Origin of the sequence: Kitasatospora sp. NPDC086791, from assembly GCF_040685975.1 — a bacterium.
Lineage (GTDB): Bacteria > Actinomycetota > Actinomycetes > Streptomycetales > Streptomycetaceae > Kitasatospora.
In genome coordinates, this window is sequence record NZ_JBFBOC010000001.1 from 116,478 (window position 1) to 130,191 (window position 13,714).

The window sequence follows — 13,714 nt, forward strand, 5'->3', positions numbered from 1 at the left end:
ACGAAGCGGAGGACACGTGTCACCCCTGATACCCCGGCGGCTCGGCCGCCCGGCCGCGGCCCTCGCCGTTCTCTCGGCCATGGCGCTCGCCACCCCCACGGCGATCGCGACCGCGACCCCCACGGCCACGACGCCCGCCGTCCCGACCACCGCCGCCCAGGCGCCCGCGCAGGCCCCCGCCGTCGCGGGCGCCGCGGGTGCCGCCGCCGGCTGGGCCGCCGGTACCCGGTCCTACCTGGTGATCAGCGCACCGGCCGACGTCGCCGCCGCCAAGGCCGCCGTCGCCGCGAACGGCGGTACGGTCTTCGCGAGTTACGACGCGATCGGCGTCGTCGTCGCCCACTCCACCGGTGCCGGCTTCGCCGCCGCGCTGCGGAGCGTCAGCGGCATCCAGCAGGTCGGCGCGACCCGCACCTCCGACGTGCCGGCCGACGCCTACAGCCCGGCCCTGCCCGCCAACCCCGCCCAGGCGGCCACCACGCTCACCGAGTCCAACCGCTGGGACATGACCCAGATCAAGGCCGACCAGGCCTGGAACGTGACCCTCGGCTCCCCGTCCGTCAAGGTCGGCGTGCTCGACACCGGCGTGGACGACCAGCACCAGGACCTGGCGCCGAACTTCGACGCCGCCGACTCGGTCTCCTGCGCGTACGGCAAACCCGACACCCGCACCGGCGCCTGGCGGGACGTGGACACCCACGGCACCCACGTCGCCGGCACCATCGCCGCCGCGAAGAACGGCAAGGGCGTCGTCGGCGTCGCGCCGGGCGTGAAGATCGCCTCGGTCCGGATCGCCGAACCGACCAGCACCCTGTTCTACGCCGAGAACACCGTCTGCGGCTTCGTCTGGGCCGGCGACCACGGCTTCAAGGTGACCAACAACAGCTACTACACCGACCCGTGGCAGTTCAACTGCCCGGACGACCTCGACCAGGCGGCCCTGATCGAGGGCGTCAAGCGCGCCCAGGAGTACGCCGAGGGCAAGGGCTCGCTGCAGGTCGCCGCCGCCGGCAACGCCGACTACGACCTCGCCGACAAGACCACCGACACGGCGAGCCCGAACGACTCCACCCCGACCACCCGGACCATCAGCAACGCCTGCCTCGACATCCCCACCGAACTCCCGGGCGTGGTGACCGTCGCTGCCACGGGCAGCGGCAGCGGCAAGGCCTCCTACTCCAACTTCGGCCGGGGCGTCATCGACGTCGCGGCGCCCGGCGGCGACGGCGCGACCGGCGTCTACTCGACCCTGCCCGGCGGCAAGTACGGCACCAAGAGCGGCACCTCGATGGCCTCGCCGCACGTCACCGGGGTCGCCGCGCTGATCGCCAGTACCGACCCGACGCTCACCCCGGCCGGCATCCGGGCCCGGCTCGCGAGCCAGGCCAACGACCTCGCCTGCCCCGCCTCGGACAGCCGCTGCACCGGCACCACCGCCGACAACGGCTTCTTCGGCGAGGGCCAGGTCGACGCGCTGAAGGCGGTCGGCGGCGCGACCCCGCCCACCGGGAAGTACTTCGAGAACCTCGCCGACGTGGCGATCCCCGACAACACCACGGTGGAGAGCCCGATCACCGTCACCGGCGTCACCGGCAACGCCCCCGCGACGCTCAAGGTCGGCGTGGACATCAAGCACACCTACCGCGGCGACCTCGTGCTCTCCCTGGTCGCCCCCAACGGCACGGTCTACCTCCTGGAGGACTTCCCGAACAACGACAGCGCCGCCAACGTCGCCAAGACCTACACCGTCAACGCCGCCGCGAGCGCGGCGAACGGCACCTGGAAGCTCCGGGTGAAGGACGGCGCCTCCGGCGACACCGGCACCATCGACGCCTGGAACCTCACGTTCTGACCCTGACCGTCTGACCTTGCGGCACCGGCTGCCGCACCGGCTGCGGCACCGGCGGCCGCGCCACCTCCTGCGCCCCGCCGCCCGGCGCCCGACCGCGTCGGGCAGCGGGGACCGCCGGACGTCCGCCACGGCCCGTCCGCCGCCGCCCGTCCCCTGGCACACCGGACGGAGCAGCAGGCACGGCGGCTCGACGGCGGCCCGGGTACGTTCGCCGTGTGCAGCCCACGTGTGTGCAGCAGAAGCGGGTACGGCAGAAGCCTGCGCGACGGAGTTCCCCGTACGTCGCCAGGGCCGCGGCCGGCGCCGCCGCCTCGGCCCTGGTGCTCGCCGTCGGCGCCCCGACGGCCCTCGCGGCCTTCGGGCAGGACGCCGCCGGAGTGGTCGGCGGGGAGCGGCTCGGCCGCCCGGACGTCCAGGTCGCGCCGCTCGCCGGGGCGCCCGCGCTGCCGTCCGAGCTGACCGGCCGCTCCTGGCTGGTCGCCGACGCCGGGACCGGCGAGGTGCTCGCCGCCCGCAACGCCCATCTGCCGATGCCCCCGGCCAGCACGCTGAAGATGCTGTTCGCGGACACCGTGATGACCAAGTTCGACCGCTCCCTGGAGCACCGGGTCACCCTGGCCGAGCTGGCCGACCTGGGCGCCGGCAGCAGTCTGGTCGGCGTCAAGGAGAACCTGCCGTACCGGGTCGAGGACCTCTGGCGGGGAGTCTTCCTCAGCTCCGGCAACGACGCCGTCCACGTCCTCGCCCACATGAACGGCGGCCTCCAGCAGACCGTCACCGAGATGCAGGCCCGCGCCCGCACGCTGCAGGCGAAGGACACCAAGGTGGCCTCCCCCGACGGCTACGACATGGACGGCCAGGTCTCCTCCGCCTACGACCTCACCCTGTTCGCCCGCGCCGGGCTGCGCAACGCCGACTTCCGCTCCTACTGCTCCACCCGCACCGCGAGCTTCCCCGGCGGGCTGGACAAGCTCACCGGCCGGCGCACCAGCTTCGACATCGCCAACACCGACCGGCTCCTCGGCACGTACCCGGGCCTGATCGGCGTCAAGAACGGCTACACCACCAACGCGGGCGCCACCTTCACCGGCGCCGCCGAACGCAACGGCCGCACCCTGCTGGTGACGGTGATGCACCCCGAGGCCCAGGGCAAGGTCTACGACGAGGCCGCCCTCCTGCTCGACTGGGGCTTCGCGGCGGCCGGGAAGGTCCAGCCGGTCGGGCGGCTGGTCGAGGACACCGGCGCCCCGGCCTCCGCCGCCTCCCCCGGTTCCCCCGCCGTCCCGGAGGCCGCGGACTCCCAGCTGCCGCCGTGGTCCCGGCCGCCGGTCGTCAGCGGCGACGGGCCCGGCCTCGCCCCCGCCGTCTGGACCGCCGGCGTCCTCGGCACCGCCCTCGCCACCTGGGCGGTGGCCCGCGCCGCCGGCCGCCGCCGCTCCGCGCCCGCCCGCACCCCGGCCGTCCCGTCCGGCACGTCCCCGTCCGGCACGTCCCCGGCCGGCCCGGTGTACCGCACCGGCCCGGCCTACCGCGGGGGCGCGACCGCCGTGGGCGGCGCCACCGGCATCAACGGCACCGGCCGCCGCCGGCTGACCCGCCGCGCCCGCGCGCTGGTCAGCGCCGCCCGCACCCGCCGGGCCCGGTGACCTGCGGCCCGGTCCGCCCCCGGACCCCTCTAGACTTCCGGCCATGACCACGCCCGACCCCTCCGCCGCGGACCGGCTCGCCCGGATCGTCCAGCTCTCCGCCGGGAGCTACCTGCTCGTCACCACGTACAAGAAGGACGGCACCACCGTGCCGACCCCGGTGTGGGTGGTCCGGGACGGGGAGGCGCTCGGCATCTGGACCGTCAGGGACTCCTGGAAGGTCAAGCGGATCCGCAACCGGGCCGACGTGCTGGTCGGCCCGTGCGACGTCAAGGGGCGTCCGACCGGCGAGCAGTACCCGGCGACCGCCGAGGTCCTCGGCCCCGAGCGCACCGCCGCCTACCGCACGCTGCTGCGCCAGAAGTACGGCCTGGTCGGGGTGCTCACCCTGCTCGGCAGCCGGCTGCGGCGGGGCGAGCGCGGCACCGTCGGCATCCGGATCACGCTGGCCTGAGACCGGCCCGGCACCGGTGCGGGGTGGCAGGCTTGGCGGCCATGGGAGAGAACGAGGACGCACCGCTGCCGCCGCTGCTGGTGGTGGACGGCGCGAACGTGGTCGGATCGGTGCCGGACGGCTGGTGGCGGGACCGCCGGGGCGCCGCCGAGCGACTGCGCGACGCGCTGGCCACCGTCGCCGAGCGGGGGCTGCCGGACCGCCCCGGCCCACTGGAGGTCGTCCTGGTCGTGGAGGGCGCGGCCCGTGGCATCGCCGGACTGCCCCACGTGCGGGTGGTCGGGGCGAGCGGCAGCGGGGACGACCGGATCGTGGAAGTGGTCCGGACGGCCCGCACCGAGCACCCCGGACGGGACTGCCTGGTCGTCACCGCCGACCGCGAACTGCGCAGCCGCGTCACCGCGCTGGGCGCCACCGTCACCGGGCCCCGCACCGTACGGCCCTGACCGCCGCGAACCGCCGGAGGGCACCCGCACGGGGATATCCGAGCACACGGGAACCGATCGCGGGGCCCGTCCGACTGCTGGGGCGTGAGTGCGAAATCGCCGGGTGTCCGGCCGTCGAGTGTGCTGGCGGGGTTCGCCCTGCTGCTGGTGGTGGTGTTCGTGGTGGCCTACGGGGTGGGCCGGCAGGTGGGGCCGGTGGCGCCCGGGCTGCGGCCGGGCAGCGGGGGCGGGGCGTCGCCGGGGATGGACGGGCACGGCATGGACGGACCCGGTATGGGCGGGATGCGGTGAGCGCCGTCGCGGGGTCCGAGGCCCTGGTCTCCACCGACCTGACCGTCGGCGGGATGACCTGCGCGGCCTGCGTGGGCCGGGTGGAGAAGCGGCTGGGCCGGATCGACGGGGTGACGGCCGGGGTGAACCTGGCGACCGGCCGGGCCCGGGTGCTGCACCCGGCCGGGGTGCCGGTCGCCGAGCTCGTGGCGGCGGTCGAGCGGGCCGGCTACACCGCCGAGCCGGTGCCCGAGGGGGAGCCGGTCGGGGCGACGGCGGAGGACGAGCCGGACGAGCGGTGGCGGCTGCTGGTGACCGCCCTGCTCGCCGTCCCGGTGCTGGTGCTGTCCATGGTGCCCTCGCTGCAGTTCACCGCCTGGCAGTGGGTGTGCTTCGCGCTCGCCGTCCCGGTGGTGACCTGGGGTTCGGCCGCGTTCCACCGACGGGCCCGGCAGGGGCTGCGGCACGCGGCGGCGACCATGGACACCCTGGTCAGCCTGGGTGTGGTGGCCTCCTTCGGGTGGTCGGCGTACGCGCTGGTGTTCGGCGGGGCCGGGGATCCGGGCATGCGGATGCCGTTCTCGCTGACCGCCGACGGCGGCGGCGCGGCGCACGTGTACCTGGAGGCGGCCGTCGGGGTGCCGCTGTTCGTGCTGGCCGGGCGGTTGTTGGAGGGCCGGGTGCGGCGGCGCAGCGGTTCCGCGCTGCGGGCCCTGGCCGAGCTGGGCGCCAAGCGGGTGTGCCGGCGGGAGGCGGACGGCACGGAGCGCCTGGTGCCGATAGAACTGCTGCTGCCCGGGCAGGAGTTCGTGGTGCGGCCGGGCGAGCGGGTGGCCACCGACGGGGTGGTGGTGGAGGGCGGTTCGGCGCTCGACCTGAGCCTGCTGACCGGGGAGAGCGTGCCGGTCGAGGTCGGCCCCGGGGACCGGGTGGCGGGCGCGACGGTGAACGTCGGCGGCGCGCTGGTGGTCCGGGCGACGGCCGTCGGCGCGGACACCCAGCTGGCCCGGATCACCGCCCTGGTGGCGGACGCTCAGGCCGGCAAGGCGCGGGCGCAGCGGCTGGCGGACGCGGTGGCCGGGGTGTTCGTGCCCTGTGTGCTGACGGTCGCGGCCGCGGTGTTGGGCTTCTGGCTGGGCGCGGGCGCGACCCCGCAGGCGGCGGTGACGGCGGCCGTCGCCGTGCTGGTGGTGGCCTGTCCGTGCGCGCTGGGGCTGGCGACGCCGACGGCGCTGCTGGCGGCGACCGGGCGCGGCGCGGAGCTGGGGGTGCTGGTGCGCGGCCCGGAGGTGCTGGAGAGCCTGCGCCGGGTGGACACGGTGGTGATGGACAAGACCGGGACGCTGACCACCGGCCGGATGGAGCTGGCCGCGGTGATCACCGCCGACGGCACCCGGACGGACGACGGCGGAGCGGACGGGACCGGAGCGGACAGGACGGAGGCAGACAGGACGGGGGCGGAGGAGGCGCTGCGGCTCGCGGGCGCCGTCGAGCACCGCTCCGAGCACCCGATCGGCCGGGCCGTCGCCGCGGCGGCCCGGGAGCGCTGCGGCGCCCTGCCCGCCGTGGAGGGCTTCGCGGCCGCCGCCGGACTCGGGGTGTCCGGCGCGGTCGAGGGCCGGGCCGTCCGGGTGGTCCGCCCGGACGGCGCCGTGCTGCCGCCGGTGCTGGCCGAGGCGGTGGCGCGGGCCGGGGACGCGGGCCGCACGGCCGTCGTGGTCGAGCTGGACGGGCGGCCGGCGGCCGTCCTGGCGGTCGGCGACACGCTGCGCTCGGGGAGCTGGCGGGCACTGCACCGGCTGCGCGGGATGGGTCTGGAGACCGTCCTGCTGACCGGGGACGGCCCCGGCGCCGCCCGGGCGGTGGCGGCCGAGCTGGGCATCGAGCGGGTGCACGACTCGGCCTCGCCGGAGCGCAAGGCCGAGGTGGTGGCCGAACTGCGCGCCGCCGGGCGGACGGTGGCGGTGGTCGGCGACGGCGTCAACGACGCGGTCGCCCTGGCCTCGGCCGATCTCGGAGTGGCGCTGGCCTCGGGCAGCGACGCCGCGATCGGCGCGGCCGGGCTGACCCTGGTGCGCGGCGACATCGAGGCCGTGGTGGACGCCGTACGGCTGGCGCGCCGGACCCTCGCGACGATCCGGGCCAATCTGCTGTGGGCCTTCGGCTACAACCTGGTGCTGATCCCGCTGGCCGCGGTGGGGCTGCTCAACCCGATGCTGGCGGCGGTCGCGATGTCGCTCAGCTCGCTGCTCGTGGTGGGCAACAGCCTGCGGCTGCGCACCTGGGAGCCCGGGCGGGGCGGATCGGCGCGCGCGAAGGGCTTCGGCGGCCGGAACGGCTCCGACCGCCGGAAGGGAGCACGGCGATGAGCGTGCCGGAACGGCTGAACGTCGTCGGCCCGCCGGTCGGCGCCGCGGCGCTGGCGCTGGTCCTGCTCACCGGCTGGACGGCGGTCGGCGGTGCCGGCCGGCACCGCCCGGTGGAGGCCGTGCCGGGCTGGGTGCTGCTGCCGACGGCGGGCGCGGCCACGGCCACGGCGGCCTTCTTCACGATCCGCAACCCGGGCGACGTACCGGACGAACTGACCGGTGCCAGTTGGGAGTTCGGCGGCCGGATCACCCTGAAGCGGCACCTCCACCAGGGCTCGGCGGGCCGCTGGGAGCCGGTCCCGGCGCTGCCCGTCCCGGGCGGCGGCGAGCTGGCGATGTCCCCGGAGGACGCGGACCTGATGATCGCCGACCCGCCCCCGCTGCGGGCCGGCCAGTGGGTGGAGTTCACCCTCGCCTTCCGTCACAGCCCCGAACTCCGGCTCAGGGCAAAGGTGTTGGCGGCGGCGGACCGACCCCGCTGAGCGACGGCCGGCCTCGCCGAACGCGCGGCCGGCCGGGCCGAGCGGCCGAGCGGTGGACCGAGCGGCCGAGCGGCCTCGTTCAGGGCGCCGCGACCGGCCCGTCCAGCGTCTCCGCGACCGGGCGGCGGGGCGTGGCCGCGCCGGGCGCGCCGTAGCCGACCCGCAGCACCAGCTGGACGTGGCCCGGCCCCTCGTCCGGGTCGCGCAGCGCCCAGCGGGTGTCCGGCCACTCGACGGCCTGGTGCCAGACCGTCAGCCGCACGCCGTGCACGGTGGCCAGCAGCCAGACCCGCTGCAGCGCCTGGCCGGTGCGCAGCCAGTCCAGCGGGCCGTCGCCCGGGGTGGTGAGGGTGCACAACTGCGGCAGCGCCTCGAAGCGGCGGGAGGGCCGCGCGGGGCCGTACGGCGGAAAGCCGGCGAACTCGCGCATCGGCACCCGGGCGTCGTGGTCCTGCGGGCCGAGCGCGGACTGCGGGATGCCGTCGCCGGACGCGTCGCCGTCCGGCCGCAGCCAGGCCCGGGACTCGGCGGTCCGGGCCGGGTCGGCGGCGTTGCGGCGCTCGGCCTCGGCGGTCAGCGCCAGCACCCGCCGCACGCCGTCCTCCTCCAGGGCCGCCAGCGCCACGCCCTCCGCGCGGGCGGCGGTGATCAGCTCGCCGAGCACGGCCTCGGGCACGTCGCGCTGGGCGAAGGGCTCGCGGCTGGAACGCCGGGCGGCGACGGCCGGGTGGAGGTCGCGGCCGAAGGGGGCACGTTCGCGGGCCGGGCCGGAAACGTCCAGCACGGCGAGCAGGCCGGGCTCCGCGGCGTCCGGGAGGAGCCGGACCACCGGCTCGCGGCCGAGCCGCCCGGCGGCCACCCGCAGGTTGAACAGGGCCGCGCCGACCGCGATGTGCCGGGCGGCCCCGACCGGGTCGGCCAGGGGCACGGCCCGGCCGGGGTCGGCGTACACGGCGAGCCCGTGCCCGTCCCGGGTCGGCGCGAAGCGCCAGGGCTGGCTGTTGTGCAGCGACGGCGCCGCTCCGCCGGCGGCGGCGAGCAGCCGCAGGTCCGCCGGGGTGAGCGTCGGGGTCGGTGCCGAGGTGCGCGTCATGACGATCCACTCCTTCTTCCGGAGAGCGGCCCGGTCACGCGACCGCGTGGTCCTCACTACGTCCTTGCCTGCGTGGCCGAGTCCGGGCCTCAGCGGCGGCGGCCGGGCCTGCGCCACGGCGGCCGGGCCACGTCCGGGCCCGTGCGCCCGGACCGACGGACGACCGGCCCCGGCGGGCGACCGGGCCGTACGGCTCCCGCCCGCCGGGCCGGCGCTCACCTCACCCGTGCGGGACGACCGCGACCGGTGCGTCCGCGTGGTGCAGCACCGCGTGCGCGACCCGGCCGAGCCGGGGGCCGAAGTCGACCGGGCGGCGGCGCCGGCCCACGACCACCAGCGAGGCCCCGGCGGAGGCCTCGACCAGCGCGCGGGCCTCGCCGAGCATGACCTCCTCGACCACCTCGACGCCCGGGTACTGCTCGCGGGGCCCGGCCAGGGCGAGCGAGAGCAGCTTCGCCTCCAGCGCCTCCAGCTGGGCGATCTCGCCCGCCGGGACGGCCCCGCCCGCGTAGCCGAACAGCGGCGGGAGCTCCCAGCCGTGCACCGCCCGGACCCGGGCGCCGCGCAGGACCGCCTCGTGGAAGGCGAAGTCGAGCACCTCGTCCTCCGGGTCGTGCGCGTCGACGCCGACCACCACCTCGGCCGCGCCCTGCGCCCCCTCGTGGGCGTCGCGCACCACGACCACCGGCAGCCCGATCCGCCCGGCCACCGCCATGCTGACCGAGCCGAGCAGCAGCCCGGTGAAGCCGCCGCGGCCGCGGGAGCCGAGCACCAGCAGTTCCGCGTCCGCGGCGGCGGCCACCAGGCCGTCGACCGGCGCGTCGAGTACCGCGTCGGTCCGTACGGCCAGCTCCGGGTGGAGCCCGCGGACGTCCTCGGCCGCCGCGGCGAGGATCCGCTGGACGGCGTCGGGCAGGTCGTCGGGCTCCGCGTAGGCGGACACGCCGTCGGTCAGCCACGGCCACGCGTGCACCAGCCGCAGCGCCGCGCCCCGCCGCACCGCCTCCTCGGCGGCCCAGTGGGCGGCGGCGGTGCTCTGCGGCGACCCGTCGACCCCGACCAGGACGGTTGACGTCAGCTCGCTTCGCTCGGTCATGAGCGGTTCCTCCACGGTGTCGGCACTCGGCGGTTCGGCGCTGGAGAGGGTGCGCACTGACGCCCCGTCCGCTCCTCCCCCACCCTGACAGTCGCCGCCGGTCCCACGACAGAGGCCGCAGGACCCCCGGCCGCGGGACGAAAGACCCGCCCGCCGGAGCCTACGGTCGACCCCGGCGTGCACCCCGCCGACACCCTGCCACTACCGTGATCCGGGCGATGCCGCTGGTCGGACGGCGACCGGGCCGGGCCCCGGACGGGGGCGGGGCCCTCCAGGGCGGGACACGAGCGGAACACGAGGAGGACGACGGTGGGCGGAGCGGACGCCAGCGCGGCGGGCGGCGGCGCGCGGATGCCCCGGCTGCGCCTGGACGAGCTGCTGGAGGAGCTCCAGCTGCGGATCGACGCGGCGCGCGGGACGCAGAACCGGGTGCACAGCCTGCTGGAGGCGGTGCTCGCGGTCGGCCGTGAGCTGGACCTCGCGCAGGCGCTGCACCGGATCGTCGAGGCGGCCGCGGACCTGGTGGACGCCCGGTACGCCGCGCTGGGGGTGATCGGGCCGGACGGGCACTCGCTGTCCCAGTTCCTGACGGTGGGTCTGTCCGAGGAGGAGATCGCCGCGATAGGCCCGCCGCCGTCCGGCCGGGGCATCCTCGGGGAGCTGATCCGTGACCCGCAGCCGCTGCGCTGCCCGGTGCTGTCGGACCACCCGGCCTCGGCCGGCTTCCCGCCGAACCACCCGCCGATGCACACCTTCCTGGGGGTGCCGGTGCGGGTGCACGGCGAGGTGTTCGGCAACCTCTACCTGACCGACAAGCGCGGCGGGCTGGACTTCGACGAGGACGACGAGGCGGTGATCGCCACCCTGGCGGTCGCGGCCGGGGTCGCGATCGACAACGCCCGGCTGTACGAGGAGGCGCAGCTGCGCCAGCGCTGGCTGCGGGCGAGCACCGAGATCACCCGCAGTCTGCTGTCCGGCGCGCCGCGGCTGGAGGTGGTCGAGCTGATCGCCCGGCGGGCCCGGGAGATCTCCGGCGCCGAGCTGGCGGACGTGTCGGTGGCGCTGGCGGGGCCGGAGGAGCGGGCCGAGGAGCTGGCCGTGGAGGTCGCGCTGGGCGGCGCGCCGTCGGCGCGGCTGGGTGTGACGGTGCCGGTGGACGGCACGCTGTCCGGTGCCGCGTACGCCTCCGGTTCGCCGGTCACCAGCGAGGAGCTGGCCTGCGACGCCCGCTTCCCGGCCGGTCCGGCGGGCCGCTTCGACGGGCTGGGCGCGGCGGTGGCGGTGCCGCTGGGCACCGGCGCCGGCTACGGGCGGGGCGTGCTGCTGCTGGCCCGGGCGCAGGGGCAGCCGGCCTTCGGGCCGGAGGAGACCGGGCCGCTGCTGGGCTTCGCCGACCAGGCCGCGCTGGCCCTGGAGCTGGCCGAACGGCGGCGCGACGCCGAGCAGTTGAACCTGCTGGAGGACCGCGACCGGATCGCCCGGGACCTGCACGACCTGGCGATCCAGCGGTTGTTCGCGACCGGGATGACGCTGCAGAGCGCGGGCCGGCTGATCGAGAGCCCGGCCGCCGCGGACCGGGTGGCCCGGGCGGTGGCGGACCTGGACGAGACCATCAAGATCATCCGCTCGACCATCTTCGGCCTGCGCGCCCACAGCGAGCCCGACCGCGGTCTGCGCGCCCGGACGAGCCGGGTGGTCACCGACGTGCAGGGCCTGCTGGGCTTCGCGCCCCGGCTGAGCATGGAGGGACTGCTGGACACCGACGTGCCGCAGGAGCTGGCCGATCACGTGGTGGCCGTCCTCGGCGAGGCGCTCAGCAACGCGGCCCGGCACGCGGGCGCCTCCCGGGTCGAGGTGACGCTGCGCGCCCTCGCCGGGCGGGTGACGCTGACCGTCACGGACGACGGCGTGGGCGTGCCCGAGGGCGGGCGGCGCAGCGGTCTGCGCAACCTCGCCGAGCGGGCCGAGCGGGTCGGCGGGTCCTTCACGGTCGGGGCGCCGGAGGACGGCGGCACCCGGCTGGTGTGGGAGGCCCCGATCGGGGCCTGAGACCCGCCTGCACCGTTCTGACGGGCGCTTTCAGGTCAGGCGACCTGCATGTGCTCCGATGAGCGCCGAACCGGCCCGACTCGCCGTCCCCCACTGGCCGTTGCTGCTGACCGGCCGCTCCGAGCAGCGCGGCGCCGCCCTCGCCGGGGTGGCCTTCCCGGAGCAGACCCCGCGCCCGGAGCGGGTGCCGGCCGACCTGGCCGATCTCGGCGTCACCGTGACGGTGACCGCCGGGCTGGGCGGGACGGCGGCGGCGTGAGCAACGTCCGCGGCCTGAGCGGCAAGGGCGCCCGGCACCGCGAGCAACTACTCGACACCGCAGAGGAGTTGACACCGGACTGCTGCGCACCGCCAAGGCGCTGCTGGGGCCGTGAGACCGGGTCGGGCCCGGCCAAGCGGCTCGGGCCCGACCCGGGCCGGCCCGGTGTCCCGGGCGGTCCGAACAATCCGGGCGGTCCGGGCGGTCCGGCGACCTACGCCGCCAGGCAGCGGCCGATGACCAGCTCCGGGCGGATCCGGATCCGCACCGTGCCCGCCGCGGCCGCCCGGCCCCGGCGGACCTGGGCGTGGCCGAGGACGGTGACGAACCAGCCGGAGCCGTCCCGGCCGTCCACCTCGTCGGCCTCGAAGGCGATCACGGCGCCGTCGACCGCCCGGGCCAGTTCGGAGTCGGCGGGTGCGGTGACGAGCACGCCGCCGGGCACCAGCCGGAAGGACACCGGCAGGACGGCCGGGAGGGCGTCGACGGTATAGACCACCCGTCCGACAGCGGCCCGGGCCAGCAGCTCCAGCGCCTCGTCCCGGTCGAGTTCGCGGGGTTCGGGCAGGTCCGGCAGGTCAGGAAGGTCAGGAAGGTCCGACAGGTCCGGCTGGTCGGGCACATCGGCCAGGTCGGGCGGGTCGGACGGGGAGTGCCGGGGGTACCGGACCTGATCGTGGTTCATGCGAGCGATGCTCACCCGGGGGCGGCCCTGATCACGAGGGCCGATGGTCCCGGCCGGGGCCGCCGAGGACCCGCACTCCGGTGCCGCCGCTCCCGGGCCGGTCGACCCCGGGCCGGGCAGCCCTGAGCCGGTCAGCCCCGGCCTCCGCGCAGCGAGGAGGACTGCGCGGCGGCGGCCGCCTGGCGCAGCTCGGTGGCGATCAGGGCCGCCTGCACCCGCCGCTCCACGCCGAGCTTGGCGAGCAGCCGCGACACGTGGTTCTTCACCGTCTTCTCGGCGAGGTAGAGCCGCTCGCCGATCTGCCGGTTGGTCAGGCCCTCGCCGATCAGCGCCAGCACCTCCTGCTCGCGCACCGTCAGACCGGGTCCGGTGGTGACCGGCTGGGCGGGCTCGGCGTCGCTGCGCAGCCGGTTGAGCAGCCGGGTGGCCGCGCCGGGGTCGAGCATCGAGCGGCCGGAGGCGACCGTGCGGACGGCGGCGACCAGGTCGGTGCCGCTGATCTGCTTCAGCACGTACCCGGCGGCGCCCGCCATCACGGCGTCCAGCAGCGCCTCCTCGTCGTCGAAGGAGGTGAGCATCAGACAGGCGAGGTCGGGCATCCGGGAGCGCAGCTCACGACAGACCGAGACGCCGTCACCGTCGCCCAGCCGGACGTCCAGCACCGCGACGTCGGGCCGCAGCGCGGGCACCCGGACCAGTGCCTGCTCGGCGGTCGCCGCCTCGCCGACCACCTCCAGGTCCGGCTCGCCGTCCAGCAGGTCGTGCACTCCGCGACGCACCACCTCGTGGTCGTCCAGCAGGAACACCCGGACCGGTGCCGAGACCTCGGCCCCTTCCGTCTTGGTCGCCATCACGCGGCTCCACCTTCGTCACCCCCGCACACTCACAGCGGGGCCCATGGAATCATCGCCCGGCGCTCGGCCGGGCCCCAGGGCCGAACGGCCCCATTACGCGGTCCTCAGCTGGGCTCGGCGGTGCTCAGCCGCCCTCAGCGGTCATCAGTGGTGCTCAGT

Annotated in this window: 13 protein-coding genes; 9 read left to right on the forward strand and 4 right to left on the reverse strand. The window is 76.7% G+C overall.

From position 1 onward, the window contains the following. Nucleotides 1-79 precede the first annotated feature (79 nt). From AB0Q99_RS00465 to AB0Q99_RS00495, 7 genes are all read left to right on the forward strand, one after another. Nucleotides 80-1,852: a S8 family serine peptidase gene (locus AB0Q99_RS00465; protein WP_363568152.1), complete on the forward strand. Its 1,773-nt coding sequence runs from the start codon at nt 80-82 to the stop codon at nt 1,850-1,852. Nucleotides 1,853-2,172: 320 nt separating this feature from the next. Next, a complete protein-coding gene (locus AB0Q99_RS00470) occupies nt 2,173-3,498 on the forward strand; it encodes a serine hydrolase (RefSeq protein WP_363568154.1) in 1,326 nt (441 codons plus the stop codon). A 43-nt stretch (nt 3,499-3,541) separates the two neighbouring features. Beyond that, complete coding sequence (locus AB0Q99_RS00475; protein ID WP_363566947.1) at nt 3,542-3,952, forward strand: PPOX class F420-dependent oxidoreductase; 411 nt, start codon at nt 3,542-3,544, stop codon at nt 3,950-3,952. 41 nt (nt 3,953-3,993) lie between these two features. Continuing rightward, the gene (locus AB0Q99_RS00480; RefSeq protein ID WP_363566949.1) at nt 3,994-4,398 is read left to right on the forward strand and encodes an NTP pyrophosphohydrolase; all 405 of its coding nucleotides are present in this window, start codon (nt 3,994-3,996) and stop codon (nt 4,396-4,398) included. Nucleotides 4,399-4,482: 84 nt separating this feature from the next. Beyond that, nucleotides 4,483-4,689: a hypothetical protein gene (locus tag AB0Q99_RS00485; protein ID WP_363566950.1), complete on the forward strand. Its 207-nt coding sequence runs from the start codon at nt 4,483-4,485 to the stop codon at nt 4,687-4,689. Beyond that, nucleotides 4,686-7,037 (forward strand): heavy metal translocating P-type ATPase, encoded by a 2,352-nt coding sequence (locus AB0Q99_RS00490; RefSeq protein WP_363566952.1) that lies wholly within the window; start codon nt 4,686-4,688, stop codon nt 7,035-7,037. The genes AB0Q99_RS00485 and AB0Q99_RS00490 overlap by 4 nt, the downstream gene beginning before the upstream one ends. Continuing rightward, nucleotides 7,034-7,519, forward strand: coding sequence for a copper chaperone PCu(A)C (locus AB0Q99_RS00495; RefSeq protein WP_363566954.1), 486 nt, complete (start codon nt 7,034-7,036; stop codon nt 7,517-7,519). Before AB0Q99_RS00490 ends, AB0Q99_RS00495 begins: the two co-directional genes overlap by 4 nt. Before the next feature lie 79 nt (nt 7,520-7,598). Here AB0Q99_RS00495 and AB0Q99_RS00500 read toward each other — a convergent pair whose 3' ends face one another. Together AB0Q99_RS00500 and AB0Q99_RS00505 are read right to left on the reverse strand one after the other, a co-directional pair. Beyond that, a complete protein-coding gene (locus AB0Q99_RS00500; RefSeq protein ID WP_363566956.1) occupies nt 7,599-8,612 on the reverse strand; it encodes a hypothetical protein in 1,014 nt (337 codons plus the stop codon). Nucleotides 8,613-8,832: 220 nt separating this feature from the next. Next, nucleotides 8,833-9,708, reverse strand: coding sequence for a universal stress protein (locus AB0Q99_RS00505; protein ID WP_363566957.1), 876 nt, complete (start codon nt 9,706-9,708; stop codon nt 8,833-8,835). A 351-nt stretch (nt 9,709-10,059) separates the two neighbouring features. Here AB0Q99_RS00505 and AB0Q99_RS00510 point away from each other — a divergent pair, with 351 nt between their 5' ends. Both AB0Q99_RS00510 and AB0Q99_RS00515 read left to right on the forward strand, forming a co-directional pair. Further along, on the forward strand, nt 10,060-11,757 hold the full coding sequence (locus AB0Q99_RS00510; RefSeq protein WP_363568155.1) for a GAF domain-containing sensor histidine kinase: 1,698 nt from the start codon (nt 10,060-10,062) through the stop codon (nt 11,755-11,757). A 58-nt stretch (nt 11,758-11,815) separates the two neighbouring features. Then, the gene (locus AB0Q99_RS00515) at nt 11,816-12,016 is read left to right on the forward strand and encodes a hypothetical protein (RefSeq protein ID WP_363566959.1); all 201 of its coding nucleotides are present in this window, start codon (nt 11,816-11,818) and stop codon (nt 12,014-12,016) included. A gap of 214 nt (nt 12,017-12,230) precedes the next feature. Here the strand turns inward: AB0Q99_RS00515 and AB0Q99_RS00520 are convergent, their stop codons facing one another. Together AB0Q99_RS00520 and AB0Q99_RS00525 are read right to left on the reverse strand one after the other, a co-directional pair. Next, a complete protein-coding gene (locus tag AB0Q99_RS00520; RefSeq protein ID WP_363568157.1) occupies nt 12,231-12,593 on the reverse strand; it encodes a pyridoxamine 5'-phosphate oxidase family protein in 363 nt (120 codons plus the stop codon). A gap of 239 nt (nt 12,594-12,832) precedes the next feature. Continuing rightward, entirely contained in the window at nt 12,833-13,552 is a 720-nt protein-coding gene (locus AB0Q99_RS00525; RefSeq protein WP_363566961.1) for a response regulator transcription factor, read from the reverse strand. Nucleotides 13,553-13,714: the final 162 nt, after the last annotated feature.

What these genes read in the sequence shown, in the direction of transcription:
- AB0Q99_RS00465 (WP_363568152.1), top strand. Translation starts at nt 80, where the DNA reads ATGGCGCTCGCCACCCCCACGGCGATCGCGACCGCGACCCCCACGGCC.
- AB0Q99_RS00475 (WP_363566947.1), top strand. Translation starts at nt 3,542, where the DNA reads ATGACCACGCCCGACCCCTCCGCCGCGGACCGGCTCGCCCGGATCGTC.
- AB0Q99_RS00480 (WP_363566949.1), top strand. Translation starts at nt 3,994, where the DNA reads ATGGGAGAGAACGAGGACGCACCGCTGCCGCCGCTGCTGGTGGTGGAC.
- AB0Q99_RS00495 (WP_363566954.1), top strand. Translation starts at nt 7,034, where the DNA reads ATGAGCGTGCCGGAACGGCTGAACGTCGTCGGCCCGCCGGTCGGCGCC.
- AB0Q99_RS00500 (WP_363566956.1), bottom strand. Translation starts at nt 8,612, where the DNA reads ATGACGCGCACCTCGGCACCGACCCCGACGCTCACCCCGGCGGACCTG.
- AB0Q99_RS00505 (WP_363566957.1), bottom strand. Translation starts at nt 9,708, where the DNA reads ATGACCGAGCGAAGCGAGCTGACGTCAACCGTCCTGGTCGGGGTCGAC.
- AB0Q99_RS00510 (WP_363568155.1), top strand. Translation starts at nt 10,060, where the DNA reads ATGCCCCGGCTGCGCCTGGACGAGCTGCTGGAGGAGCTCCAGCTGCGG.
- AB0Q99_RS00515 (WP_363566959.1), top strand. Translation starts at nt 11,816, where the DNA reads ATGAGCGCCGAACCGGCCCGACTCGCCGTCCCCCACTGGCCGTTGCTG.
- AB0Q99_RS00525 (WP_363566961.1), bottom strand. Translation starts at nt 13,552, where the DNA reads ATGGCGACCAAGACGGAAGGGGCCGAGGTCTCGGCACCGGTCCGGGTG.